This is a genomic window from Streptomyces sp. ISL-100 (assembly GCF_018614615.1).
GTDB lineage: Bacteria > Actinomycetota > Actinomycetes > Streptomycetales > Streptomycetaceae > Streptomyces.
Genome location: NZ_JAGGOK010000110.1, coordinates 1 through 25,823, shown reverse-complemented (window position 1 = coordinate 25,823; position 25,823 = coordinate 1). Strand labels below are relative to the sequence as shown.

22 protein-coding genes and 1 pseudogene are annotated in these 25,823 nt (G+C 69.8%); 10 read left to right on the top strand and 13 right to left on the bottom strand.

The features are described from left to right. The 9 genes and pseudogenes from J7E89_RS36995 to J7E89_RS36955 all read left to right on the top strand — a co-directional run. Positions 1 to 1,400 (top strand): annotated as a pseudogene (locus J7E89_RS36995) (transposase); the annotation flags it as partial. Further along, a complete protein-coding gene (locus J7E89_RS36990) occupies positions 1,397 to 2,017 on the top strand; it encodes a hypothetical protein (protein ID WP_214980459.1) in 621 nt (206 codons plus the stop codon). The pseudogene J7E89_RS36995 and the gene J7E89_RS36990, both read left to right, overlap by 4 nt. A gap of 105 nt (positions 2,018 to 2,122) precedes the next feature. Continuing rightward, positions 2,123 to 3,307, top strand: coding sequence for a tyrosine-type recombinase/integrase (locus J7E89_RS36985; RefSeq protein ID WP_308315728.1), 1,185 nt, complete (start codon positions 2,123 to 2,125; stop codon positions 3,305 to 3,307). After that, the gene (locus J7E89_RS36980; protein WP_214980457.1) at positions 3,304 to 5,928 is read left to right on the top strand and encodes a tyrosine-type recombinase/integrase; all 2,625 of its coding nucleotides are present in this window, start codon (positions 3,304 to 3,306) and stop codon (positions 5,926 to 5,928) included. Before J7E89_RS36985 ends, J7E89_RS36980 begins: the two co-directional genes overlap by 4 nt. After that, on the top strand, positions 5,925 to 6,506 hold the full coding sequence (locus J7E89_RS36975; RefSeq protein ID WP_214980455.1) for a DUF6262 family protein: 582 nt from the start codon (positions 5,925 to 5,927) through the stop codon (positions 6,504 to 6,506). The genes J7E89_RS36980 and J7E89_RS36975 overlap by 4 nt, the downstream gene beginning before the upstream one ends. Before the next feature lie 123 nt (positions 6,507 to 6,629). Next, positions 6,630 to 7,397, top strand: coding sequence for a nucleotidyltransferase family protein (locus J7E89_RS36970; RefSeq protein ID WP_214980453.1), 768 nt, complete (start codon positions 6,630 to 6,632; stop codon positions 7,395 to 7,397). A 305-nt stretch (positions 7,398 to 7,702) separates the two neighbouring features. Further along, positions 7,703 to 8,275: a hypothetical protein gene (locus J7E89_RS36965; protein ID WP_214980452.1), complete on the top strand. Its 573-nt coding sequence runs from the start codon at positions 7,703 to 7,705 to the stop codon at positions 8,273 to 8,275. Further along, positions 8,272 to 10,215, top strand: coding sequence for a TniQ family protein (locus tag J7E89_RS36960; RefSeq protein WP_214980451.1), 1,944 nt, complete (start codon positions 8,272 to 8,274; stop codon positions 10,213 to 10,215). Before J7E89_RS36965 ends, J7E89_RS36960 begins: the two co-directional genes overlap by 4 nt. Next, the gene (locus J7E89_RS36955; protein WP_251061588.1) at positions 10,212 to 12,137 is read left to right on the top strand and encodes a TniQ family protein; all 1,926 of its coding nucleotides are present in this window, start codon (positions 10,212 to 10,214) and stop codon (positions 12,135 to 12,137) included. Before J7E89_RS36960 ends, J7E89_RS36955 begins: the two co-directional genes overlap by 4 nt. 1,014 nt (positions 12,138 to 13,151) lie before the next feature. On the opposite strand, the gene J7E89_RS36950 is transcribed toward J7E89_RS36955, so the two are convergent. The 4 genes from J7E89_RS36950 to J7E89_RS36935 are packed head-to-tail and all read right to left on the bottom strand — an operon-like array spanning position 13,152 to position 16,171. After that, the gene (locus J7E89_RS36950; protein ID WP_214980449.1) at positions 13,152 to 13,469 is read right to left on the bottom strand and encodes a hypothetical protein; all 318 of its coding nucleotides are present in this window, start codon (positions 13,467 to 13,469) and stop codon (positions 13,152 to 13,154) included. Further along, positions 13,469 to 13,864 carry a hypothetical protein gene (locus J7E89_RS36945; protein WP_214980448.1) on the bottom strand — a complete coding sequence of 132 codons (396 nt, stop codon included), beginning with the start codon at positions 13,862 to 13,864 and terminating at the stop codon, positions 13,469 to 13,471. Before J7E89_RS36945 ends, J7E89_RS36950 begins: the two co-directional genes overlap by 1 nt. A gap of 55 nt (positions 13,865 to 13,919) precedes the next feature. Continuing rightward, positions 13,920 to 15,452 carry a HAMP domain-containing sensor histidine kinase gene (locus tag J7E89_RS36940; RefSeq protein ID WP_214980447.1) on the bottom strand — a complete coding sequence of 511 codons (1,533 nt, stop codon included), beginning with the start codon at positions 15,450 to 15,452 and terminating at the stop codon, positions 13,920 to 13,922. Further along, complete coding sequence (locus tag J7E89_RS36935; protein WP_308315727.1) at positions 15,449 to 16,171, bottom strand: response regulator transcription factor; 723 nt, start codon at positions 16,169 to 16,171, stop codon at positions 15,449 to 15,451. Before J7E89_RS36935 ends, J7E89_RS36940 begins: the two co-directional genes overlap by 4 nt. Positions 16,172 to 16,391: 220 nt before the next feature. Between J7E89_RS36935 and J7E89_RS36930 the strand changes: the two genes are divergently transcribed. Next, positions 16,392 to 17,258, top strand: a complete 867-nt coding sequence (locus J7E89_RS36930; RefSeq protein WP_374196978.1) for a serine hydrolase — start codon at positions 16,392 to 16,394, stop codon at positions 17,256 to 17,258. A 225-nt stretch (positions 17,259 to 17,483) separates the two neighbouring features. Here the strand turns inward: J7E89_RS36930 and J7E89_RS41980 are convergent, their stop codons facing one another. The 9 genes from J7E89_RS41980 to J7E89_RS36885 form a co-directional block, all read right to left on the bottom strand. Then, positions 17,484 to 17,762 carry an agmatine deiminase family protein gene (locus J7E89_RS41980; RefSeq protein ID WP_308315726.1) on the bottom strand — a complete coding sequence of 93 codons (279 nt, stop codon included), beginning with the start codon at positions 17,760 to 17,762 and terminating at the stop codon, positions 17,484 to 17,486. Continuing rightward, positions 17,759 to 18,370, bottom strand: coding sequence for a TetR/AcrR family transcriptional regulator (locus tag J7E89_RS36920; protein WP_214980443.1), 612 nt, complete (start codon positions 18,368 to 18,370; stop codon positions 17,759 to 17,761). Before J7E89_RS36920 ends, J7E89_RS41980 begins: the two co-directional genes overlap by 4 nt. 121 nt (positions 18,371 to 18,491) lie before the next feature. Further along, complete coding sequence (locus J7E89_RS36915; protein ID WP_214980442.1) at positions 18,492 to 19,352, bottom strand: 3-hydroxybutyryl-CoA dehydrogenase; 861 nt, start codon at positions 19,350 to 19,352, stop codon at positions 18,492 to 18,494. A 79-nt stretch (positions 19,353 to 19,431) separates the two neighbouring features. Further along, complete coding sequence (locus J7E89_RS36910) at positions 19,432 to 20,604, bottom strand: acyl-CoA dehydrogenase family protein (protein WP_214980441.1); 1,173 nt, start codon at positions 20,602 to 20,604, stop codon at positions 19,432 to 19,434. A 68-nt stretch (positions 20,605 to 20,672) separates the two neighbouring features. Next, entirely contained in the window at positions 20,673 to 21,845 is a 1,173-nt protein-coding gene (locus tag J7E89_RS36905) for an acyl-CoA dehydrogenase family protein (protein ID WP_214980440.1), read from the bottom strand. Positions 21,846 to 21,951: 106 nt separating this feature from the next. After that, positions 21,952 to 24,027: an acetate--CoA ligase family protein gene (locus tag J7E89_RS36900; RefSeq protein WP_214980439.1), complete on the bottom strand. Its 2,076-nt coding sequence runs from the start codon at positions 24,025 to 24,027 to the stop codon at positions 21,952 to 21,954. Between the two features lies 1 nt (position 24,028). Continuing rightward, positions 24,029 to 24,220 (bottom strand): ferredoxin, encoded by a 192-nt coding sequence (locus J7E89_RS36895; RefSeq protein ID WP_214980438.1) that lies wholly within the window; start codon positions 24,218 to 24,220, stop codon positions 24,029 to 24,031. Between the two features lie 37 nt (positions 24,221 to 24,257). After that, positions 24,258 to 25,529, bottom strand: a complete 1,272-nt coding sequence (locus J7E89_RS36890; RefSeq protein WP_214980436.1) for an NADH-ubiquinone oxidoreductase-F iron-sulfur binding region domain-containing protein — start codon at positions 25,527 to 25,529, stop codon at positions 24,258 to 24,260. Continuing rightward, positions 25,526 to 25,823 (bottom strand): hypothetical protein (locus tag J7E89_RS36885; RefSeq protein ID WP_214980435.1); only part of this gene is annotated, 298 nt, incomplete at its 5' end. The genes J7E89_RS36890 and J7E89_RS36885, both read right to left, overlap by 4 nt.

The following is a 25,823-nucleotide window of genomic DNA, read 5'->3' as shown; positions in this document are numbered from 1 at the left end:
CAGTTCAAAAACACGCCCTAGACGTCTACACGCATTCGATCGTCGCGTTCCGGCTCACCCTGGTCTCAGATGCCTCGATCGACGTCGCGATGGTACTGCGTGACGTGATGATGCCACTGCCGATGCGCCCCGACTGGGGTGAGGACATGGCATGGGCCTATCCCGGCATCCCGGGCACCGTGGTCGCCGACTTCGCAGGCTACAAGGCTGCCGGGCTCCCCTTCCTCGCACCGGAGACGGTCACCACAGACCACGGCTCGGTCTACCGCAACCATCACCTGGTCGAGGTGCAACGGGTGATCGGGACGAACATCAAGCCCAGCCGGGTCCTCCGCCCCACGGACAAGCAGGCTGTGGAGCGTACGTTCGGCGCCATCCAGTCGCTGCTGTTCGCCATCCTGCCGGGTTACCAGGGCGTGGACACGGCCGACCGTGGAGTAGACCCGGAAGCCGACGCCTACCTGACGGTGGCGGACATGGAACATCTCATCGCGACATGGATCGTGAGAATCTGGCAGAACCGCCGCTTCGACTCATACGCGCCCGGCTGGGACCCCGCCAGCGGTCACAGCCCGAACAGCCTGTTCGCCGCATCCATGGCTCAAGGCGGTTTCGCCCTGCGGATCCCGCCCGCCGAGCTGTACTACCAGCTCCTGCCGAGCCACCGGGTGATGATCCACGGCAAACGCGGAGTGAAGATCAAAAACCTGTGGTATTACGACGAGGAAGTCTTGGCGCCTTACCAGGACGAGCCCTCGCGGCGTGGCGGTCGCGCCAAAAACCGGTACGTCTTCCACCGCGATCCGCGCGATCCGACTCACGTCTTCTTCCAGGACCCGCGCACACACGACTGGCATACGCTGCGCTGGACGGGACTGGCCAAGGAGGGGCAGGTACCAGCCTTCAGCGATGCCCGGGTGCGTGAGGCGATGCGGGAGCTGCGCAAGCGGGGCTTGGCGCCGAAGTCGGAATCCGAACTTCTGCCGGTACTGCTGGAGTTGATCGGAGGAAACATCCCGGTCGCGCAGTGGCCGACGCAGCTCAAGAAGAAGCAGCGTATGGAACATGCCCGCGAGGTGGCCCAGGCTGCCGCAGCCGAAGCCGACCGGCCCCAGACACCTCCAGCGAAGCCCGCGACAGCCCCAATGCCACCGGCCCCCGCCGAAGAAGGCAAGGTTGTGACCCTTCGGTGGCGAGAACGCGCACTCCAGGGACAGGACTCCATGGACCGTGAGCGTCGCCGCCGGAGAGAAGCCGCGGGTCCCGAGCATCCGGCAGCTCCCCCGGGACTGGACGAACGGCTGCGCTCTTCAAGCCTGATGGCTCTGCTCGACGAAGACTTCGGCGATGACGCCCTTGACGGCGCTGCCGACGAGACCGCGGAAGAGAGTGATCAGTGAGTCCCGAAGATGGCAAGCCATCGTTCCTGCCCGGGCCGGCCATCGACCGGACCACCTGCGAAGGATGGTGCTGCTGGTGCAAGACCCGGAACGGCTTCGTGCCGGCCCCTCTGATCACGGCGCAGGAGTTCGCACGCAAAACTCCACGGCAGCGCCGCATCCACAACCTGCACCGGCTTGCCACGCACAGCAGCCTGCCCATCCAGGCAACGCCGATGAGCGAGGCGGTCGCCAAGGCAGTGCGCGCCAAAGTCGAGGACGGCGCATTCAGTCACAAGTCCGGTACTCGGACCGGCATCTTGGTCAACGGCAACGGTGCCCAGGGCAAAACGGAGACGGTCTGCGCGGCGCTGGCCGCCTTCGAACAGGAGTGGCTTGCTCTCAACCGCTATCTCAACCCCGACGCGATGCCGGGAACCCGGGATCTGGTCGCCCCGGTCGCTTACGTGCGCTGCCCCGTGAAGGCCACTCCCATCTCCACCTGCCAGCGGATCCTTGATTTCTACGGGGAGGACTACAAGGGCATGCGGCAGGAGGATCTGATCCGCACGGTGAAGACCGCGATCATCGAACACGCCACGAAGGCGCTCGTGATCGACTTTACCGACCGCGGGTAGTGCCGCCCGTGATGTCCGTGTGGGCCTGTGACGTGGGCGTCATGGGCTCGTTTACCGACCGGGACCGGGACGTCTGTCATGTTCCGGAGTCGGTACGGAGGACAAGTGGTACGGCACGTGGTGGTCGGGGACTTGAGGGTCCAGCAGATCGAGCGAAAGGACGGGCAGCGGTCGTGGACGATCGTCTGGCCCGAGGGCACGGTCCACAAAGAAGCGGATCGGTTCCTGCGCGTCCATGACGGCTCGGGAACGCAGAGGACGTACGCATACTTGCTGGTGGACCATCTGCGGTGGCTTGAGCGCGAATGCTTGGCCTTCGACAAGGTCGTGCTGCGGGACCTTGAGCGGTACATGGGCATCGTCGGCGCCGAGGTCCTGATGCCGCTCGGTGAGCCGTGGAGGGTCGGTAAGCGCCCCTACGGCCGGTCCGCCCTGTCGACCGCTGCGGCCTGTCTGAAGGGCTTCTACCTGCACCAATCCTCGCTCGGTATCAACGGCGAGCTGGGCAAGAAGCTCGACCAGTCCCGGCTTCCCTCGCGAGTGGACCGCCGCCGGTCGTTCCTCGGGCACGTGAAGTCCGCGCTGCCCACGAACCCGCTCGCGCCGAAGGGACCGCACCGCCGGCACCCGAAGATGCTCCCGGACGGGGCCCGGGAGAGGCTGCTGGATGCGGTGCACTCGGCCCGGGACCGGCTGGTGGTGACCTGGCTCGCCGACGGGGGCCTTCGGATCGGCGAGCTCTGCGGGTTGCACCTGGTCGACCTGCACCTGCGGGAGAACGCGGCCTGCGGCGAGTGCCGAACCCCGCACGTCCACATCTGCCACCGGCCCGGCAATCCGAACCGGGCCGAGGCGAAGACCAAGCACCCGTGGCAGGTGGAGCACGGCACGGTCACCGGCGGCCTGATCAAGCGGGTCAGCCCGGCCATGGTGCACACCTACTTCGACTACCTCACCGGCGGCGAGTACCCACGCGGACAGGCTGGGCACGGAATGCTCCTGGTCCAGCTGCACGGCGCGAACTCCGGGCAGCCATGGGCGCCGGTGGGGGCCCGCCGGATGCTCGGCCGGGCCGGGAAACGCGCCGGTCTGGGGCTCGTGAAGCCCCACGCATTCCGGCACAGCTTTACCTCCGCGGTTCTCGACGCCGCAGGCGGCAACACCCTGATCGCCCGGGACGCCGGCGGGTGGGCATCTGCCGCGATGGTCGACGAGGTCTATGGGCACGTCGATGTCCACGACCCGGTCTTCGACGCCGCACTCCGCACGGTCTGGGGTGAGACGAAGTGACCGCAAACTCTCTGCTGCCGCTCTACCCCGAGCGTCCCGACCGCGAGGGCCGGGACCGGCTGGAGATCCTCACCGCGCTGATCGGCGCCCCGTCCTTCGACCCGCTCTTCCGCGAGACGCTCGTACGGATTCCCCAAGACCATCCCGTCTACCAGTGGGGGTGCGTCGTCGGCGCCTGCGAGCGTGTCCGGTCCGGAGGGACGGACCTGTGCTCGATCCATCTCCAGCAGTGGGGAAACAGCCGGGAGCTGGGCACGACCCGGGCGGAGTTCCTCACCGCGGCACAGCCGCTGTCCCGGGCTGAGTTCGAACGGGAAGGCCCGTGCCTGATCTGCCCGGACCGGCCGGCCTCGCCGCGGACCGACCTGCGGTTGTGCCGTCGCCACTACAGCTCCTGGAAGTACTACGTCGCTCCTCGCAATGCGGGGGTGGACTTCGACCAGTGGGTTGCTGAACAGGAGCCATGCGAGGGTTACGGCGACTGCAAGGTCACGGTCTGCCCCGGGCTGGCGGAATCCCCGCTGGGCCTGTGTTGCTGGCACCGGCACCGCTACAAGCACGACCGCCACCCCGGCGGGGCAGCTCTTCCGCCCAGCTGGTGGCAGAGCTACGAGCAACTCGGACGCCCCGTCCCCGTCTCCTGCACGGACGAGAACGCCTTCCGCACCTGGTGCGCGACGGTCGAACCAGCCCCGCGGCCAGGGCAGGTCAACCTGCGCGGGCTGCGGCCACTGCTGCGAGCCGAGATCCAGTACACCCTGTTCGCCCACACTCAACAGGACCGACACGGCATCTGGCACCTGGACTGGATTCAGAAACTCGTCAACCTCGCACGCGAACGCGACGCCGGCTCGCTGACCGATCTGGACCTGGACGACTTCCCGCGCTTCCACACCTCGATCGTGAAGAAGATGCTCCACTACCTGCGGCTGGTCTACTTCACTCCCGAGCAGACGCGGGACGCCGGATTCCTGGAGACCGACCAGTTCGGCATCCGTTTCCCCCACCGGGCCAGCCACATCGACCTGACCCTCATCAGCCAGCGCTGGCTGCGTGACCTGCTCTGGGACTACACCGCCGACCTGATCCGCTCACCGCACCGCCCGCGCACCGCGGTGCCGATCGACGGCATCCGCCGGGCCTGCACCGAGCTGAGCGCGTTCATGGAGGTCGACGCCCCAGGCGGGGGCCACGACCCGGCCGCCTTGCGGGTGGAGAACATGCACCGTTTCATCGCCGACCAGCAGCACCGTGAACGCCACGGGCTGCCGTCCCTGGTGATGAAGGGGCTCTACGGCAAGCTGTCGACCGTCACGCCGGTCACCCGCGCCGACGTGTTCAACGGAGTGCGCAAGCTGCTGCGGAACGCGCTGGAGAACGGCGTGGCCGAACGCCTTGGGCTGGACCGTGAGTTCATCATCGCCATGCCCTTCGCCGGAGGCGAGCCGCTTCGGGCCCGGCGTCCTTTCCCCGACGAGGTCGCCCGAGCCCTGGCCGACGAGGCGAACCTCGCCCAGCTCGCCCAGACCCACGATCCCGACGACCAGGGGATGCGGGACATCTGGGAGACCATCGTCGTGACCGGCCGCCGCGTGAACGAGGTCCTCAAAGTGCGCTGGAACTGCATCGGCCGCTACGGCGGTCTGGCGATGTTCTGGCACGACCAGACCAAGGTCGGTAACTACGACACCGCGATCCGTATCCCCGACCGCCTCTACGACACCCTCGCCACGCGGCAGCGCAAGACGCTGGACCGCTTCACCGCCCGGCACGGACGCCGCCCGACCAGTGCCGAACGCGCCCGGCTCGCCCTGTTCACCAGCAGGGTCCGCAACCCCGACGGCTCCACCGCCCTGTCCTACCAATGGTTCCATCGGCGATTCCGGGAATGGATCACCGAGCTCGACCTCGGCCAGCTCGTCCCCCATCAGGCTCGCCACACGCTGGCCACCAACCTGCTCCGGGCGGGAGCCACTCTGACCCACATCCGCCGCTACCTCGGCCAGGTCTCCGACCGCATGGCCGAACACTACGTCCACCTGACCAGCGCCGACCTGGAGAACGTCCTCCAGCACGTCTGGGTCGCCGGCCCCGGCACCGCCCAACCCGGCGAACTCCTCGCCGGGGAGACCACCCCGCTCACCCGCGAACAGGCCCAGGCCCTCGCCATCGACCTCGCCCGCCGCAGCACCCCCGCCGAGGGCGGCTTCTGCACCTTCCAGCCCGTCGTCAACGGCGGCGCCTGCCCCTGGAACCTCGACTGCCACAACTGCGACAAATTCGTCCTCTCCGGCGCCGACCTCCTCTACTGGCGGCGCAAGCGCGAGCAGTGGCGGCTGCTGGCCGAGGGCGCCCCCGACGACGCCACCGCTGACTACCTCCACCGCTACTTCGAGCCCACCGCCCGCGCCATCGACGGCCTGGAGAAGGCGCTGGCCGGGCTCGGCCTACTCGACGACGCCCTCGCCCTGGACCTGCGCAAACCCCAGGACTACTTCCACCGCGTCTGGTCCACCGCCTTCCGCGCCGCCGACCTCGCCGACGCAGGCGACGACGAGCAGCCCGAGTACAGCGATACGTGCACAGCCGACAGCGACGCCCCTGAACAGGACATTGCATGAACACCGCCACTGTCCCCGAACCCCGCACCGCCGCCGCCTTGGCAGCCCGACGCCGCAAAGCCGAGGCATCACTCCAGCGGGTCCACGAGGCCATCACCCGGCTCAAGCGCGAGAAGACCCAGGTCAGCGTCGCCGCCGTCGCCCGACGCGCGGACGTCTCCCGCACCTTCCTCTACGACAACCCCGAGGCCAGAGCCGCGGTCGCTACCGCGATGGCCGAGGCCGGAGACCGCCGGTCCCAGATGCTCGCCGACCAGGAAGACGAGCGCGAGGCGACCTGGCGCGAACGTGCGCTGAACGCCGAGGACGCGCTCAAGGCCACTCACGCCGAGATCCTCGCCCAGCGGACCCGCATCGGTGAACTCCTCGGCCAGATCCGCGACTTGCAGGCGGAGTGGACCGAGGAGGCCATCCAGCGGATCACCACCGAGAACACCACCCTCAAACAGCGGGTCCGCCAACTCACCGCCGACAACCGCACCCTCGACGAGCGCCTCAAGGCCGCCCGCTCCAACCTCCGCTTCCAAGACCGCCGCGTCGCCGACCTCGAAGCCCAGCTCGCGTCCACACCAGGCTGACCTCATCCGCGCAGCGACCGTCTCACCGTCAGTGAGGCGGCCGCTGGCCATGGCGCACCCGGAGCCGAAAGCAAGGAGGAAAATGATCTGCACCCGATGGCCGACCCGTTTATCCTCACCTCCATGCACCCAGACGACGATCAAGCCTTCGTTGCGCACGTCACGGACCGGCTCGCGAGCCTGCCGGGTGTGAAGGCCGTCGCGTTGGGGGGCTCACGGGCCACGGGCACGCATCGGCCCGACAGCGACTGGGACTTCGCCATTTACTACCGGGGCGAGTTCTCCCCTGAGAGCCTGCGCGCCCTCGGCTGGCCCGGGGAGGTCTCCGAGGTCGGCGGGTGGGGCGGCGGTGTGTTCAACGGTGGAGCGTGGCTCCAGATCGGCACCCGGCACATCGACGTGCACTACCGCGATCTCGATGACGTCGAGCATCAGCACTCCGAAGCCCGCCAGGGTCGGTTCGGCATCGAGAGGCTCATGTTCCACCTGGCCGGTATTCCGACCTACCTGGTCGTCGCCGAGCTGGCCGTCAACCAGGTACTCCACGGAGAACTGCCGCGCCCTGAATACCCCGAGGCGCTGCGACGCCATGCACCTGAGCAGTGGTGGGGCACGGCCCAGCTCACCCTCACCTATGCCCGCGCTGCCCACGCCGAACAGGGACACGTCACAGACTGCGCTGGGGCAATCGCCACCGCCGCCTGCCAGACGGCGCACGCGGTCATGGCCGCGCGGGGACAGTGGGTCACCAACGAGAAGAAACTGCTCGACCGCGCGGGACTGCGAAGCATCGACCGCGTCCTGGCCAACCTGGCTCCCCAGCCACAAGCCCTCACACATGCCATCGACGAAACGGTGTCCTTGCTGAAGCGGGCCGTCCAAACGTCATGACAGCAAGCCCTGCCGCTGCCGGCGAAGCGTTGGCGACGTCAGACGTGACCTTTCGCTTGACGGCAGCAGTCGAGCTCTCCTGACGCCGGCAGCAGGTTCGCGTGACGACGAGAACCGAGAACCACTCCAACGAGCGACACCGAACAGCGGCGGCACCACATCGCGGACATGTAGTCTATGAATCGTCGCAGTTCAGAGCCGGTATCCGAGCTCCAGCGGTCGGTAATATCGACGACATCACTCGCCTCAAGCTCCACCGAGAAGCCGATCAGGACGTCCTCGACCTCATCCGCGAAATGATGAGTATGCCCGTCACCTTGATCCTCGTCGGGGTCGGCATCCCCACCTCGGGCCTATTGCGCGAAGGCCGCCGGGACTCGAAGACCGGCCTGTGGCTCTTCCAGCCTGTCAAGGACCGGGGCCGCAGCCCCAACGAACACGCCGCCAGCCAGCACGAGCGGCGCTTCGAGCTGATCGACCTGGACCCGTTCCGCTACACCACCTCGGCACAGATCTCCGCCTGGACCGCGCATCTGCGGGGCCTGGAGCGAGAGCTACGGCTGCTGCACGACACCGAGGGGATGCTCACCGACGGCGATATGCCCGAGTACCTATTCAAGCGCACCAAGGGTGTCGTCGGCGTACTGGAGAAACTCGTCCAGCGCGGCTGCCGCAACGCCATCGAAGACGGCTCCGAGCGGCTGACGAAGGACCTGCTCAACCAGTTCACCGTCACCCCTGACGACATGCCCGATCTGGATGCGGAGTCAGGCGAGCAGCCCGAGATCCCGGTCCACAAACCCGAGTCGAAGAAGAGGCGAAAGGACCGCAACACCGTCTTCGACGACGACGGCCCGGCCTCGGAGTCCGCAGGATGACCCGTACCCCACCATCGTACGAACTCGCCCGCTCACTCGCCCCGCTGCCCGGTGAGTCATTGCCCGGGCTGCTGCTGCGACTGTCCTTCCGGCTGGACCGCTCACCCCTGCGTATCGCCGACCTCTGCGGTCTGCGAAATGGCCACCACACGATTCCCTACCCTCATCTGCGCGCGTTGTCCGGCGAACTCACTCAGCGCTTCTCACAGGCGGCCCGGCTGACCGAGGTGGAGGTACGCGCCCTGACGATGCAGCCTCTCGCCGGAAAGTATCCACTCTTGAACAAGCTCCGAGTGGACTCGCATATGCTCGCCATCACCGCTCGGACCCACTGGGCCATGAGCGCTTCCAGCCGGTACTGCCCCCAGTGCCTGCAGGGTGACGGCAGCAGCGTGCAAAACGCCCTCGGAGGCCCATGGCAATTGCGCTGGCACCTCCCTGTCGTCTTCGCCTGCCTGCCGCATCGCCGGCTGTTGGAGTGCACCTGTCCTGGGTGCGGAAACTTGCTCAACGGCGTGGGGCGCTCGAGTTCAGGCCTGATCGAACAACCTGGTCTCACCGGCCTGCACCCAGCGCAGTGCCGTAGCATCGCGTCCGCCACCGACCCGCCTGAGAGCAAATCGGCCAGGAACAGCCCACCCTGCGGCACACGACTGGACGAGTCGCCAGCTAGCACACCAGGTAACCTGAACGCTCAGGATCTTGGCCGTCTGCTGTCTCTCCAGATCCGGCTGAACGAGCGGCTCTCGGCACACCCACCGGTCATCGCCCGTCCCGATCCCTTGGCCGCCTCCTTCTTCGCCGATCTCGTGACAGCAACACATCTCATCAAGCTGAGCTGGCCAGCTGGCGAGAACCTGCTGCCGTCAGCCGATCTTGCCTCAGCAGTCGACGCCCGCGTAGCTCCCCTCGCCGCAGAGCGATCTGACAGCCATACCGGACACAAACTCACCGGGGCACGAACCGCACCAGAAGACGCGGTGCAATGCGCAGCCCTCCTCCTGGCCGCTGAGACTCTCCTGGGTGATCGTGAGCTGACCTCACTCCGGTCGCGGATCCAGCCGCTGACACACGAGGCGAATAAGCGCTATCGCCCCTACACCAAGGTGATCCTCAAGGACCGTGGCATCTCGACGGTCCTGTCCAGGGCCGCGGCCCGTCGGATCCATGGCGCCCAGGTGCACATCAACCTTCGCCGCACTGCGGGTAAATACCGGTTCCAGGTGGACGAAGTCCCTCCTTTTCTGCCCCGTGCATGGTTCGACGCACACTTCGCAGCATTCACCCAGGCTGTACCGTCGTTCCGCCGCGTGACGGAGCGCCACCTGCGCCGAGCCGCCTCGTTCCGGCTCGCCGAGTTGCGATCCGGCGCCAGGTGGTACGACTGCGCACCTGCCCTGGGCGTGCTCCCCAGCTGCGGCCGCAATACCCTCAAAGTCCTGGGCCGCCAATTGAACGGCGCCCACCTGTGGCCAGCCTTCGAGGAGGTAGTCGACGGCATCGCTCGCGAGCTCGACGAGCGTGATGACCGAGTGGATTACGCCAATCGCCGTCGCATGATGGCGAACTGGCGACTGAACCAACGTGACTGGCTCGCCATGCGTGAGGGCCTGCCCGGCCTCGGCGAGACACGCGTCAAAGCAGATCCAAGCGTCGGGGCGGTCGTCGTCTGGTGCAGCATCACCCAAGCCGAGCGCCATCGTAGCCCTGTGATGAGCGCCCTTCGCCATGAAGGACTAGCCAAAGAGATGCTGTCCGGACTCAGTACTTACTTCGACCCCGGTCCACCACACAGTGCCCGCTTCAGACTCCGGCAGCGGCTCGACTTTTACGCGGCCCTGCTAGGTCAAACCTGCGACCAGGGAGGCGAGTTGCATGTGGATGTCGCCGACGTGATCCGGGCGGAATCCACCGCCAATAGTGCCGTAAAACCGCGATGACGCCCCGTCCACTCGCCAGGAGCCTGGCCCCCCTGCCTGAGGAGTCATTGCCCGGTCTGCTCCTGCGGTTGGCCTACCGGCTCGATCGCTCACCGGCCCGCGTCGCCGCCCTGTGCGGGCTCGGCCGCATGCACCGCCGACTACCCGCCGGGTACCTCCTCGCTCTCCCCCCGCCGGTGGCCGAAGCCTTCTCCAAGGCCACACGGCTCCCTCTCACCGAGGTGGACGCCCTCACCCTGTCAGGCTCCGGTCTGGCCGCCGCGTACACCCCTCTGGCCACGACCCGCTTGGATGGCGGCCGCAACCATGCTGCTGCTCAGCGGCGTTGGGCCGTTAGCATGTCCAGCCGGTTCTGCCCACAGTGCCTCGAGGGAGACGGCAGCCCGGTGCAAGGTGCGCTCGGCGGTTCCTGGAAACTTCGGTGGCACCTCCCCGTGACCGTTGCCTGCCTCACTCACTCCCAGCTGCTCTCCAGCACCTGTCCTCAGTGCGACTGCCCGCCGAACCGTTCCCCAGGCTCGGAGCGCCCCGGTCTCCTCATGCAGCGCGCGGCTGCCGCCCTTCATCCAGCGCAGTGCCGACAGCCGTTGAACGCAGCTCTTCAGGGCTCAACAAGCCCCAACCGCTCCTGTGGAGGACGGTTCGACCGGCCGCCTTGGGCAGTACCAGCACTGGATCCTCAGGATCTGGAGCCACTGCTCGCCCTGCAACAGCGGATCGACCGGCACTTAACGCCGGCTGTCTCACAGCCCGATTCCAGAGACGAACCACCCGACTCCTTCTTCTTCTCCAACCTGATCGCGGCTGCCCACCTGGTCAAGTTCAGCTGGCCACTGGGCATGCACCTCGCCCCTTATCCTGCACTGACCAAGCTGATCGATGACCACGTCGAAGCCGTCGCCCCCTTCCTCAGTACGCTGCCCTCCAAGGGCCTCTCCACCAGCCCGTGGCCCGCCCCTGACAACCCCGCCGAATGCGCCGCTCTTCTTCTGGCGGCAGACAGCCTGCTCAGCGATCGGCGCGAGGACGGTTCCTCGCTCCGCGACCGGATCCAGCCGCTGGCCCGCACCGCGTTCAAACGCCTCCCGGCCAATACGGCGGGCGCATTTCGCCGGTTGGCTTTCTCTCCGGAGTTCACCCACGCCCTGGCCCGCAAGGTCCACAGCTTCTACTACGCCGGCGGACACCGGAGCCCGAAGTTTTCGGGCCCTTCACGCGAGTGCCAATTCACCGCAGCGGCCGTCCCCGCACTGCTTTCTCCCACTCTGTGCGGCCCCCGCTGGGACGATCTCGTCCGCCGCGTGGACCCGTCCTCCTCGTGGACCGTTCGCCACTTGCGGCGTACGGCCTCGCTCAAGCTCGTCGAGATGACTGCCGGCGGCACCTGGCCCGAGTGCGCCGAGATCCTCGGCATGCCCTGGACAACGGCACAGCAGAGCCTCAAGATCCTCAAACGCCTGCTCACACCCGACGGCCTGTGGAACATGTTCGACCTAACCATCCACCAGATAGCAGACCACCTCGACTCCGCCCCCAACCAAGTCGACTACGCCAGACGCCGCCACGCCCTGCGCGCATGGCAACTCCCACAGGCCGACTGGGAGCACCTGCGCCAGGACCTGCCTCGGCTTCGGGAGCGCGCTGCTTCGCCCGATCTCTCTGCCGCATCTGCCCTCATATGGGCTCGGGTCACCTGCGGCGATCATCTCCACAGCCCTGCTGTGAACGCCGCACGCGCCTCGGGCCCGAGCGCTGCCCTGCTCGTTTCCAGAATTGGCCAGCTGCAGACCCCGGCGAACCGGAGAGGAGCCAAACTCCAGCTCCTGCACCGTCTCGATGCCTACGCCGACGCGCTGACGAGCCGATGCGACCGGAACGAAACCGCTGCCGTCGAAGCGGAGACCATAGGAGTTCCCAGGTGACGATCCCGAACCCGTCGGCGCCATGGCTGCGTAGGTGAGATCTGACGCACAGGCCAACCGACACAATCCGCTGACCAGTGGCTACTCGACATATCGGCTGTGTCGCTTCCCATGCCGTCCATGATCGGTTCCCACTGTGCTGGTCAGCTGGGCCTTGAGGTTCGGAGAGCCACCCGTCAGCCTGGTCAGGAAGGCCATTACGGCTCCGCGGCGCAAGCCCGCCGTATCGGCCTGGACGGCAGGAGGCCACCTCCCAAGCTCCCGCAGCAGCAAGCCGCCGGTGTCGACGTCCTGTCTGCATGGCGTCTCCTGGCTAGAGGCGTCGGGCCCCGTAGCCGAGACCGGAGAGCACAGACAGCTGATTGGTCAGCGGCGGCTCGGCCGGCAACTTCTCCGCACTGGTCGTCACCCGCCACACCGTCGGGCAACGCCTCGGCCTGAAACGCGGCCGCTCCGGTCCGGATCGGCAAAAGCGACCAGGTTCATTCCTTCGTCGGCAACACCCCGCGGATCCTCGGCGTCGAACCGCTCATCGTCCCGACCCTGGACTGGACCACTGCCTCGCCAGCGAGGCAGGTTTCTGTACGAAACCCCGTAACCGCGCCTGCAGATTCGAGCATCACGCAAGAAAACCAGGCTCTTGTCTCGGGATTCCGCGGCTTGGGCGCCCCCGAGGACAATGGACAACCAGCCGACGACGGTCACAGATCGAGGAGGCGGCGAGCCGCCGACGTAGGCCTCCACCGGGCGCCTAACGGTGGGGCGAGGCGGGGGTGGGCAGCGGGGTCGATACCGGGGGAATCGGAAGAGCAGTTTACCTCTGGGCAGCCGCCGCCCCATGAGCGTGGGGACGAGGCGGCGGCTGTCGGTGTCCCCGCGCAGGGGTGCGGGTGAGGGACACACGTCCCGCGCGGATGTGCCCCGGACGAGGGACTTGGGCGTGTGGGAACTATTGGCTCGTCAGAGCGCTCCGGGCAGCGGGAGTCTTGTCAGGACCGCAAGGCGGACGTCCTGCTACTCGTCGGCTGCGGCGTCGGCGTCGGCGTCGTTCGCCGCGGAATCGGCGCCGTCCAGGAGCTTCTGCATCCGCGCCACTTCCCCGGTCTCCGTGGCCCCCGGTGCCTGACCACTCGCAGTGGGCGCGACGTCGCCCGCTGCGCCTGCGGTGTCCGGGCGTTCGGTGTCCGCGGTCACCGGTGCGGAGTCGCTTGCGGCGGGCGGGGTGTCGCCGGCTGTGCCTGCGGTGTCCGCGGCGCAACCGGAGAGCAGCAGGGTGGCGGCAAGCGCCGCCATCATGGGGGCGATGGCGCGAGGCCGCCGGACGAGCTGCATCAGCTCTTTCCTCCGTCGTTGGCCTCGCACCAGGTCTTGACCGTGGCGACGTCCTTCTGGCGCTGTTCGAGAGTGGTCTTCAGGGTCTTGCGGGCGGTCAGCCGGTTGTTGAGGAAGGTGTGGATCTCGGTGTGGCCGGCAGTCTTGGCGGCGGCCACACGCTTCTCCATTCCGGCGAGCGAGCCGCGCTTGCCGGCTTCGCCGTTCATGCGGTCCAGTGCCTTCTCGATGCGCTTCTCGATCTTCGGTACGCGCTTGCACAGGGCCTGCGCGCCGTCGCCGGTGCGGGCGGCGTCCGGTGACGGCGTGCCGCCGTCGGCCGCGGCGCTGCCGGCACCGGCGACAAGGGATCCAAGGGCGACGAAGGTTACGGCCGCCTTCTTGAACGTCAACATGACAGTTCCTCCACGAGTGGTTCAGCGACGGGCGGTTGCCCGTCCCACCGGAACGTTAGGAGCCGTCTTTGTGGAAACCCTGTGGACCGGGCCTGTCTGGCGGTTGCCGGTACTGCTGCGGGTGCGCGGCGGTCTCGATAATCCAGTCCCGGCGGAGCGGCAGTGTGTTCGGTGATTCGGCGTTGCCGTTGTGTACCGGGAGCCGGACCTCGAAGCGGGTTCCGTTGCCGCCCGGCCGGTCCAGTACCTGTATCCGTCCCCGGTGGAGTGCTACCTGCTGGGCGACCAGGGTGAGCCCGAGGCCGGAACCCGAGCTGCCGGGCCGCCTGTGGAAGCGTTCGAAGACGGTCTCGCGCAAGGCTGCCGGAATGCCCGGTCCCTCGTCGTCCACGGTGAGGACCGCCTCACGCCGGTCCGGCTGTGTGCCGGTGCGCAGTGTGACCTCGATGCGGGCGGGCCCTGCCTCGCCGCAGCCGTGGAGGACGGCGTTGGCCAGCAGGTTGTCGAGAATGGTGCGCAGCCCCGGTTCCCAGCCGTGAACGTACAGCGCGGGCTCGCAGACCAGGTCGACCGATGCTTGAGGGTGCCTGCGTCGCAGGTCCGCCACCGATGCCTCGGCCACTTCCGCCAGGTCCACCGGTCCGAACGCCTCGGTCTCGACCAGGTCGCCGCGGCCCAGGTCGCGCAGCATCACCAGCAGACCCAGCAGCCGGGCGTGTTCCCTTCGCAGGTCGGTCAGCGTCTCCGCGCGCTCGTCCTCGGGGAGATCGGGATGGGCTGCGAGGATTTCCAGATTGGTCTGCATGCTCATCAGCGGAGTGCGCAGTTCGTGGGAGGCTGCGGCCGAGAAGGACCGGGCCGTGGCCAGACCCTCGGCGGTACGGGCGGCCTGTTCGTCGTAGCGGGCCAGCACCGTCTGCAGGGTGCGGGCCAGGTCGTCGACCTCGACGACACGGGTGGGGCTGTGGTCGAGACGCGTCGTGGTCGAGCGAGGGTCCAGGCCGCTGGTGCGCTGCTGCAACCGCCGCAGCGGCCGGGTCGCGCGGGCGGCCACGGCTCCGGCGAGCAGTCCCGCCAGGGGCGCGGTTACTCCGGCCACCGTGAGGACGCGGGTGCGTACCAGGCCGAGCTGCGCCTCGCTCGTGGTGTCGGGGGAGAACAGCCACAGGGTTCCGTCGACACCCTCCCGCAGCCCGGTGACGCGCACCGACAGGGCCCGCCAGCTCACATCCCCGTCGCGCACGGTGACCGGATCCGGTGCCTGGTCGGGCAGTGGCACGTTCGGGTCCGGCTGCGGCCCACCCGACGCGGTGCCCTCCGGGCCGATCAGCCGGATACCGACGTCCAGGGCGGAGTTGTACAGGCGGCGCTCGCGTGCGCGTTCCACGGCTGGTGCCCGGTCGGCGGCCGACGCCTGGAGCAGCCCCCTCGCGTCCCTGGCGACCGTGGTGGCACGGTCGCGCAGATGTACGTCCTGCTGGGCGTGCAGATCCGCTGCCACGAGGCGCACCAGCAACCAGCCGGCACCCAGCACCAGCAGCGGGACTGCGACGCCCACGGCGAGGGCGATTCTGGTGGACAGTTTCACGGCGACGCCCGGCCGTCACCTGCGCCGCTGTCGTCGCGCAGGACGAAGCCGACTCCCCGAACGGTGTGGATCAGCCTGGGCCGCCCGCCGGATTCGAGTTTGCGGCGCAGGTAGCTGACGAAGGTGTCGACGACGCCGGTACTTACCTCGAAGTCGTACCCCCACACCCGGTCCATCAGCTGATCGCGCGTGAGCACGAGACCGGCATTTCGGGCCAGCACGTCCAGGAGCTCGAACTCCCGCCGGGTGAGAGAAAGCAGGACACCGTCCAGCCGGGCCTCGCGCGCTGCCGGATCCATCACCAGCGGCCCGACCCGCACCCGGTCGTTGTCCTCGGGTGGGCGCCGGCGCAGCAGCGCCTGGAGTCTGAGAACCAGCTCCTGGAGGGCGAAGGGTTTGACCAGATAGTCGTCGCCCCCCGCCTGGAGGCCGGCGATCCGGTCCGCGGTCTCGTCCAGGGCGGACAGCATGAGCACCGGCACGTCATTGCCGTCCCGGCGCAAATCCGCGCACACGTCGATGCCACTGATGCCGGGCATGGAGATATCCAGCACGATCACATCCGGCGGATTCCTCCTGATGCTGTGCAGCGCGGCCTCGCCGTCCTCGGCGACCCCCACGGTGAACGCGGCCAGCCGTAGCCCGCGCTCCAGCGACCGGCGGATCGCCGCATCATCGTCGACCACCAGGACGCGCGCCTGACCACTGGTCCTGGCCACCGGCACCTCTCCTCCCTGAGCCCTGCGGGCTCGGCCTCTGTGAACGGGGACCATGGTGACACCGGTGGGCATGGACAGGTTCGGACGGCTGAGGCACAGACACCGCCTGCTGCGGCTCTCTCAGGCGGCGCTCACCGCTCTCACAGGGATTTCGCAAACACGCCCGTTAGCTTCCCCGGCCATGGCACGCCATCGAACCCCTGCGCGATACCGCCCGTATGTGGCAGCGGCCACCCTACTGCTCACCCTGGGTGGAGCGCTCTCCATCGCCCGCCAGGCAGAACCTGAAACGGCGCCCGTGAGCAACACGATCCGCCCACCCGCCTCCCAGCATGCCCCGAGCCCGGCCTCGTCATCTGGGCCGTCCATGGAGGAGGAACTCGCCACCGTGGTCGAGGACGCGACGGCCGGCACGGCCGGCCATCTCGCGACCGCGGTGATGGACCTGGAGAGCGGGCAGAGCGCCACGGCCGGCGATCGCCGTGCCTTCGCCACGGCCAGCATCGTCAAGGTCGACATCCTCGCCGCTCTCCTGCTGAAAGCCCAGGACGCCGACCGCCGGCTCACCGCCCAGGAGCGGCAGTGGGCCACAGTGATGATCCAGGCAAGCGACAACGCCGCGGCGACCGCCCTGTGGGATGCGATAGGCGGGGCGGAGGGCCTGGCGAAGGCGAACCGGCGACTGGGACTGCGAGAGACGGCGCCGGGCCCGGACGGCCTGTGGGGCCTGACCGAGACCACCGCAGCTGATCAGCTGCGGCTGCTGAAGGCCGTCTTCACCGACGACTCCACCCTGTCCGACGCCTCCCGGGCATACGTCCAACAGTTGATGGGCGGCGTGGCCGAAGACCAGGACTGGGGCATATCGGCCGCCGCCGACGACGCCGAGTCGGCGCGTCTGAAGAACGGCTGGCTCTCCAGGAGCGAGACCGGCCTGTGGGTGATCAACAGCATCGGTCTGGTGGAAAGGAACGGCCGACGCCTCCTCGTCGCCGTCCTCAGCGACGACCAACCCGACCAGGCGGCCGGGATCTCCCTCGTCGAAACCGTCGCGGACAAGGCCACCACCCTCCTCAGCCCCGCATGAGCCGCGAGGACTCCGGTCGCCGGCCGACGCCACCGAAGCAGAACGGCACCGGCGATCAGCGACCGTCGGCGCACGACCGGCAAGCGTGCCCGAAGGGACGCGCAGCGCCAGTGGATCTCACGGCGTTCATCTCCCAGCACCACGAGGCATACGTGCGGTACACCGGTCTACGCGTCGGCAGCCGGCTGGAGGCCGAGAATCTGGTGGAGCACTTCTTCGCCCGTCTCACGGCCAGCTGGGCACAGGCGCTCCGCCGGCCGAGCCTGCGGCGCCGAGTCGCCCGCGGTCGTCGGTGAGGAAGGTCGGGCCGCTGTCACGGATCCAGGAATCGTCGATGGGCTGCTCGACGATCTCCACGGCACGGTTCATCCAGGCCCGTGCTCCCTGGGCCTGCCCAACGTTCACGATCATGGTTACGGGTTCGTGCTCCGCGATGGTGTTGGCCACCGACGTGCGGAAGCCGCGAACGGAAGCCGGCGGCCCGGGCGTGGACTTCGCCGTCACACCTCCGGGAAGACCGGGGCGACCCCGAGGGCGGGTGCGATGGCCTGCCAGATCGTCGACCGAGCCGTCGCGAGGTCGACCCGGGGGTCGTCCAGCATCAGGCGGATGCCGAGGCCGTCACACAGGGCCAGGACCAGCGTGCTGACGGCGGCGACGTCGCATTCGGTGAACTCGCCCGAGTCGATGCCCCGTTCCACGGCTCCGCCGACCCAGGCGTGGAGCTGGTCGTACAGGTCCACGGCGAGGTGACGGGCCGTCTGATCACGCTGGGCGCGCACCCACAGCTCCTGCCAGAGCTTCCAGTCCTGGCGCAGATCCGCGTCGCTCGGCAGCATGCTGCGCAGGATGCGTGCCAGGACGACGGTGGCCGGGGCCGCGTCGCCTCCGTCCTCGGCATCCGTGCCGGTCTGGGCGAAGGAGTGCGTCATCGCCTCGGCGAAGAGCTTCTCGCGGGTGTCGAAGTGATAGTGGAGCAGGGCCTTCGAAACCCCGGCGTGCTCGGCGACCTTGCGCATGCTGACGTTCTCGAAGCCGATGTCGGCGATGACTTCGCACGCGGCCGTGAGGATGCGCTCGCGCGTCTCCAGTGCACGCTCGGCCTTGGTCACGTTGGCTACTCCCCGTGTCGGCGCCCGCAGGGCGGGTGGGTGGTCGGGTCTGGCTGCCGGGCCGCCAGACCATCATCTTCGCGCATCGCGCCCCCGGGCTCCGGCCGTCGGGGCAGGGCGGTCAGGGGTAGGTGTGGAAGCCCCGGCCCGTCTTGCGGCCGAGCAGGCCCGCGTCCACCATGCGGGCCAGCAGCGGCGGAGGGGCGTACAGCGGCTCCCGGTACTCCGCGTACATCGACCGGGCGATGGCCTGGACGGTGTCCAGCCCGATGAGGTCGGCCAGCGCGAGCGGCCCGAGCGGGTGGGCGCAGCCCAGGGTCATCCCCCGGTCGAGGTCCTCGGCCGAAGCCGTCCCGGACTCGGCCATGCGCACCGCGGCCAGCAGGTACGGCACGAGGAGCGCGTTCACGATGAATCCCGCCCGGTCCTGGGCGCGGACGACGTGCTTGCCCAGGACCTCGGAGGCGAAGACACGGGCGCGCCGGGCGGTCTCCTCGCCGGTGAGCAGGGACGGCACGAGCTCGACCAGGGGGAGCACCGGGACAGGGTTGAAGAAGTGGAGTCCGACCACCTGCTGGGGCCGCGAGGTGGCGGCCGCGAGCCGGATCACGGGGATGGAGGAGGTGTTCGTGGCCAGCACGGCGTCCCGGCGCTCCACCGCCCGGTCGAGCCGGGCGAAGACCTCCAGCTTCGCCCGCTCGTTCTCGGCCACGGCCTCCACGACGAGGTCCCGGTCCGACATCAGGGCCATGTCCGTGGTCATCGTGATCCGGCCGGCCGCGGCGTCCCGTTCGGCCGGGGTCAGTTTCCCGGCGTCCGCGGCGCGCGCCAGGGAGCGGGTGATCCGCTCCAGGCCGGCGTCCGCGGCCGTCCCGTTCGCCTCCACCACCACGACGTCCCGGCCGGCGCGGGCGCAGATCTCGGCGATACCGGATCCCATCAGGCCGCATCCCACGATCCCGACCCGTTCGACATCGGCCATCGGTTCTCCCTCCACGTGCTCGGTCGGTTGCGACGCGGCGGCGGTCCGGGACGCCCATCGGACCCGGACCGCCGTACGGTCATACGGAGGACGGCATCCGCAGCACGCCCGTGCCGCGCTTGACGAGTTCGCCCGCGATGATCAGGCGCTGGATCTCGGAAGTGCCTTCCCAGATGCGGTCGACGCGCAGTTCGCGGTAGAGGCGCTCGACGGGGTACGAGCGGTCGTAGCCGCGGCCCCCGAAGATCTGCAGGCACCGGTCGATGACGCGGCCGGAGGCCTCGCTCGCCGCCAGCTTGGCGATGGCCGCCTTGGCGTGCAGCGTCTTGCGGTCGATCCGGCCCTCGTCGACCTCCCAGGCGACCTGGTGGGTGTAGGCGCGGTTGACGGCTATGTCGACCGCGCTGTCTGCGAGCATGCCCTGGATGAGCTGGAAGTCGGCGATGGGCGAGCCGAACTGGCGGCGCTCCACCGCCCAGTCGCGGGCCAGTTCCAGGGCCCGTTCGGCCGCGCCGATCGTCCGGGCGGCGATCATCAGCCGTTCCTCGGTGAACCAGGAGCGCGTGATGTCGTAGCCGTTGCCCACCTCCCCGAGCACGGCGTCCGCGGGCACGTGCACGTCGGTGAAGGTGAACTCGGGGTGCTCGTAGACGAACGTGTGCATCCAGCGCGGCACACGGGTCATCTCGATGCCCGGGGTGTCCTTGTCGACGAGGAACAGGGTCGGCGCCCTCTCCTCCCCCGCGGCGGCGAGCACGATCATGAAGTCCGCGTGGTCGCCGACGGTGACGAACCACTTCTCGCCGTTCAGCACCCAGCCGTCGTCGGTCCGCGTCGCCGTGGTCCGCAGGCTCTGCGGGTCGGAGCCCGCCTCGGGCTCGCTCACCGCGTAGCAGTCGCGCCGCTGCCCCCGGATCACGGGGACGAGGTAGCGCTCGCGCTGCTCGGGCGTGCAGAAGGACAGGGCGTTGGCCGGCCGCCACACCATGTCCCACAGTGCGCCGGTCAGTCGTCCGAGCTCCGCCTGGACGGTGACCTGCTCCAGGATGGTGAGCCCGGCGCCGCCCCATTCGGCGGGCATGTTGACGGCCTGCAGGCCGCTGTCGAGGACGGCGTCGCGGATCTCGGTGTGGGCGTGTGGGGGCAGGCCGTTGTTCTCCTCGCAGTCGAGCTCGTACTTCGTGATGAACTCGGTGAGCGCGCGCGCCGAGCTCTTGAGCTCTTCCTGACGGGCGGTGAGACGGAAGTCCATGTCTGTCGGTCCTCGTGGTCGTGGTGGCGGGGGCTGGTGCCGGAAGGGGACGTCAGCGGCGCCGGACGTCAGGCGCCGGGCAGCGCGAGGACCCGGGTGCCGCGCTTGACGAGCTCGTTGGCGATGATCAGGCGCTGGATCTCGGAGGTGCCTTCCCAGATGCGGTCGACGCGCAGTTCCCGGTACATGCGCTCGACCGGGTACGAACGGTCGTAGCCGCGGCCCCCGAAGATCTGCACGCAGCGGTCGATGACCCGTCCGGCGGCCTCGCTCGCCGCGAGCTTCGCCGTCGACGCCTTGGCGTGGAGGGTCTTGCGGTCGGTGTGCGGCTGGTCGGCTTCCCAGGCGACCTGGTGGGTGTAGGCACGGTTGACGGCTATGTCGACCGCGCAGTCGGCGAGCATGCCCTGGATGAGCTGGAAGTCGGCGATGGGCGAGCCGAACTGGCGGCGCTCCACCGCCCAGTCGCGGGCCAGTTCCAGGGCCCGTTCGGCGGCGCCGACGGTCCGGGCGGCGATCATCAGCCGCTCGTCGGTGAACCATTCCTTGGTCAGCTCGTAGCCGTTTCCGACGCCGCCGAGCACGTCCTCGTCGGGGACGAAGACATCGGTGAAGGTGAACTCGGGGTGCCCGTTGACAGCTGAGTGCATGAACCGGGGGACGCGGGTCATCTCGACGCCCGCCGCCTGCTTGTCCACGAAGAACAGGGTCGCGGCCCGCTCCGGGCCGGCATCGGCCTGCACGAGCAGGAAGTCCGCGATGTCGCCGCAGGTCACGAACCACTTCTCGCCGTTCAGCAGCCAGCCTCCTTCGGTACGGGTCGCCGTACTGGTGCACGAGCCCGGGTCGGAGCCCGCGCCGGGCTCGGTCACCGCGAACGCGTCGAACCGCTCGCCCCGGATGACGGGGAGCAGGTACTTCTCCCGCTGCGCTTCGGTGCCGTAGGCCAGGACGTTCGCGGGCCGCCAGGGGATGTCCCAGAGGCAGTTGGTGGCCTTGCCGAACTCCTCCTCGACGATGACCTGGTCCAGCAGGGTGAGGCCGGCCCCGCCCCATTCGGCGGGCATGTTGATGGCGTAGACGCCGGCCTCGATGGCGGCGCGGGTCAGTTCGCGGACGGTGGCGGAGGGCAGCGGGCCGCCGGCCTCCTCGGACTGGTCCTCGTACCTCATCAGGAGCCGCGTGTAGGCGGCGGCACGGGCCTTGAGGTCGGCCTGCTCGGGTGTGTAGCGAAAGTCCATGGTGTGCTCCGGGACGCGAAGGGGTGCGGACGGAAGGGACGGCGGGGCGTCGGGGCGTCGGGGTAGAGGGGTACGGACGTGTACGGCGGGCGGCCGGTACGGGCGCTCAGGCCAGGACGGCTCGCGCGTCCAGGGCCAGGGCCCCGTCCGGGCGCACCAGCAGGGGGTTGACCTCCAGCTCGGCGATCTCCGGATGTGCGGCGGCGACCGTGGTGATGCGTTCGATGACCGCGGCGGCCGCGGCCACGTCCACGGCCGGTCGGCCGCGGACGCCCGCCAGCAGCCCGGCGGTCCGCAGGCCGCGCAGCAGGTCCTCAGCCCGCCGGGCCGGCACGGGTGCGAGCGAGAAGGCGACGTCGCGCAGGGTCTCGGTGAGGACCCCTCCGAGACCGACCAGGGCCACCGGCCCGAACCGCGGATCGCGGTTCACGCCCACGATCAGCTCGATGCCGTCCGTCAGGTCGGCCATCGCCTCGACCGAGTAGGAGGGTGCGCCGAGCCGGGCGTCCATGTCCCGGTAGGCGGCGAGGAGCGCGTCCCGGTCGGCCAGGCGCAGCGCGACGCCGCCCGCGTCGGACTTGTGCAGGACGTGCAGGGCCTTGAGCACGTACGGGCCCTCGAACTCCCCCGCTGCGGCCAGCAGTCCGGCCTCGTCGGTGATCTCGCGGGCGGGCGGGAACGGCACCCCGGCGGAGTCGAGCAGCGCCCGCACCCCGTGGTAGCCCGTGTCCCGCAGCGGCGCGGCGGGGGCCGGCAACGGGAGAAGTCCCGGCGTGCCCGCGGCCCCCCGGCCGGTCATCGCCGCGAGCGCGCGAGCGGCGTCCTCGGTCGCGGCGAACACCGGTACCCCGGCCTCGGCCAGCAGCCGGCAGCTCGGCGATCGCGGGTACATCGACTGCACGACCAGGGGCTTCGGCGCGGCCGCGAGGTGCGTGACGATCTCCAGGGCGGCCCGCTGCTCGCCCTCCGCGAGTACGGAGCCGCCGGCCGGGCCGCCGCCCAGGCCGCCGTCGGAGGCGGCGTATCCGCCGAAGTAGCCCGTCATCAGGACGGCGTCGACCTCTTCGGCGGAGAGGAGTTCCCCGACCGTGTCGGCGTACGAGAGGGGGTTCTGCTCGCCCATCCCCGCGAGGTCGACCGGGTTGCCGACCGCGGACTGCTCCCACAGCACGGCCCGCAGCCGCTCCTGCGCCGGCGCGCCGAGTTCCGGCACGTCGAGCCCGGCGTCCTCGGCGGCGTCGGCCGCGATGGCGCCGTGGCCGCCGCCGTCGGTGAAGACCGCGGTCCGGCGGCCCCTCGTACGCGCCCCGGACCCGGCGCCCAGGGCGGCCAGTACGACCGTCATCTCCCGTGGCGTGTGTACGAGTTCCACCCCCGCGTCGCGGCAGGCGGCGGCCACCACGTCGGCCGAGGTGGTGAGCGCCCCGGTGTGCGACTGCGCGCTGCGCGCGGAGGCGGTACCCCGGCCCGCCGTGAGCAGGACGACCGGTTTGCCGGCCGCCGCGGCGGCCCGGGCGAAGGCCCTGCCGTCGCCGAAGTCCTCGGCGTACACGGCGATCGCCGAGGTGGCCTCGTGGCGGGCGCAGTCCTCGACGAGGTCGACGAGGGTGACGTCGGCCTGGTTGCCGAGGGAGACGAACCGGGAGAAGCCCAGGCCGTGCGGGGCGCCGCGGAGTTGGAGTTCGAGGGCGAGGTTGCCGCTCTGGCTCAGCAGGGCGACGCCGCCGGGTGCGAAGCGGTCGGAGGCGAGGTACAGCTCGGTCGTGTTGTCCGCGATGCCGAGGCAGTTGGGGCCGACGAGGACGGCTCCGGCGGCCTGGACGCGTGCGGCGACCGCCTGCTGCCGGGCCAGTCCGGCCGGGCCGGCCTCCGCGAAGCCCGCGGTGATGCCGACGATCGCCTTCGCCCCGCAGGCCAGGGCGTCGTCGACGGCGGCCTCGAAACCGGCGCCGGGGACGGAGATCACCACCAGTTCGACGGGTTCGCCGATCGCGGCGAGGGAGGGCGCCGCGATCCGGCCGAGGACGGTGCCGCCGCGCCGGTTCACCAGGTACACGGGCCTGCGGTCGGGGGCCCGAAGGGCCTGGGAGGCCACGGCGTGTCCGTACTTCGCCGGGTCGTCGCTGGCGCCGACGACGGCTACGGAACCGGGATCGAAGAGGGCAGTCAGGTCGCGTCCCATGTCATTTCTCCACTCGGAGGGCGGCGTTGGGGCAGCTGTCGGCGCAGGCCCGCGCGGCTTCCTCCGCGGCGGGCGCGACGACGAGGGCGATGACCTTCGCGTAGCCCCACTCGTCGAGCTCGACGAGGTCGGGCGCGTGTTCCTGGCACAGTCCGTAGCCCTGGCAGCGGGTGGAGTCCAGCAGGAGTTTCACGGCGTTCCTTTCAGCACGGGCAGCGGGGTGGGGACGGTCACCGGGGCGCCGTGAGGGGCGCGTCCGTGACCTCCGGTACGGCCACGGCGAGGCGCCCGTGGCCGCCCGCGGGCGAGTCGGCGGCGCAGGCGGGGCACGCCGCGCCGAGGTGGGAGGGGAGGACCTCGGGAAAAGCCCGCAGGAGGCTGCCGGCGGTGCCCGCTGCGGCGTCGAGGAGCCCGCACGCGCCGCGGCCGGGCAGGCCCCGCGACCACCGGGCCAGGTTCCCGACGGTGTCGGGGCCGGCCGTGCCCGCGGCGAGCGCCCTCAGGGCGTCGTGGACCGCCGCCGTGCCCGTCACGCAGACGCCGCACTGCCGTGCGCTCTCGGCCGCGAGGTGGCCGACGGCTTCGGCGGCTGCGGTCACCGGGCAGGTATCTGCGGCGAGGAAGCGGATCGCTCCGCAGCCCAGTGCGGTGCCCGCCGCGGTGAGCGCGCCCGGTTCGAGGGAGAGGTCCAGGCCCTGGGCGCCGATGAGCCCCCCGAACAACCCGCCCATCAGGGCCCCGGCGGCGTCCGGGGTTCCGTGCGCGGCCGCCAGGGTCCGCAGGGGGACGCCGTACGGGACTTCGGTGAGCAGCGGGGCTCCGGTCCCGCCGGACAGCGTCACCAGGGTGGAGCGGGCGATCCGCTGCCGCAGTCCGGGCCGGGCGGCGGTCAGGGCGATGCGGGCGAGCGTCTCGACGTTGGAGACCAGGGTCGGCGCGCCCCCGACGCCCCGTTCGAAGGGGCGGGGCGGCTTGGCCGTGGGCAGGGCGGGGCCGCCGTCGATCCTGCGGACGACCGCGGTCTCCTCGCCGGCCACGTAGGTGTGGTCGGTCTCGACGACCTCGATGGGCAGGGGCGGCTCGCGCTCGGCGAGGGCCCGGAGCACGCGTGCGCCCGCTTCCGGGTCCGAGAGGTAGACGTAGCCGCGTACGGCCCCGGTGACCGCGGCGGCGCGGAAGAGTCCGTCGAGCACCAGGTGGGGCCGGGCCCGGAGCAGCCAGCGGTCCTTGACCGAGCCCGGCTCGCCCTCCTCGCCGTTGGCGACCACGACCGGGCCGCCGCCGCCCTCGCGGACGGCGCGCAGTTTGACGGCGGCCGGGAATCCGGCCCCGCCGCGGCCGCGCAGACCGGACGCGTCGAGGTGGCGCAGCAGTTCGTCCGGTCCAGTGGCGCCGTCGTAGCCGCCGGTGGCACGGTACGCCTCCGCGCTTTCCGTCATGTCCGGTTCCGCTCCGAGGACGGAGCCCGGCGGCTGCGCCGTCAGGAATCGGATCGTGGTCATCGGCTGCCTCCTGTCCGGGTGGGGGTCCGCAGGGTGCGTACGGCACTCTCCAGTGCGGTGCGGTCCCTGGCGGTGCGGCCGTATCCCGTTCCCGGGAGGCCGATGAGCATGTGGTGGTGGTCGAGGACCACCTCCGCGGCGAGCAGTGCGGCGGCCCGGTCGCCAGGCCGTGAGCCCTCGGCCACGGCGGTCACCAGGTCGGTGACCTCGGTCAGGTAGCGGAGCCAGCTGTGCCGGCTGCCCCGCAGGACCAGGCGCTCCACGCGCCGTCGTTCGGCGGCGGCCCGTTCGGCG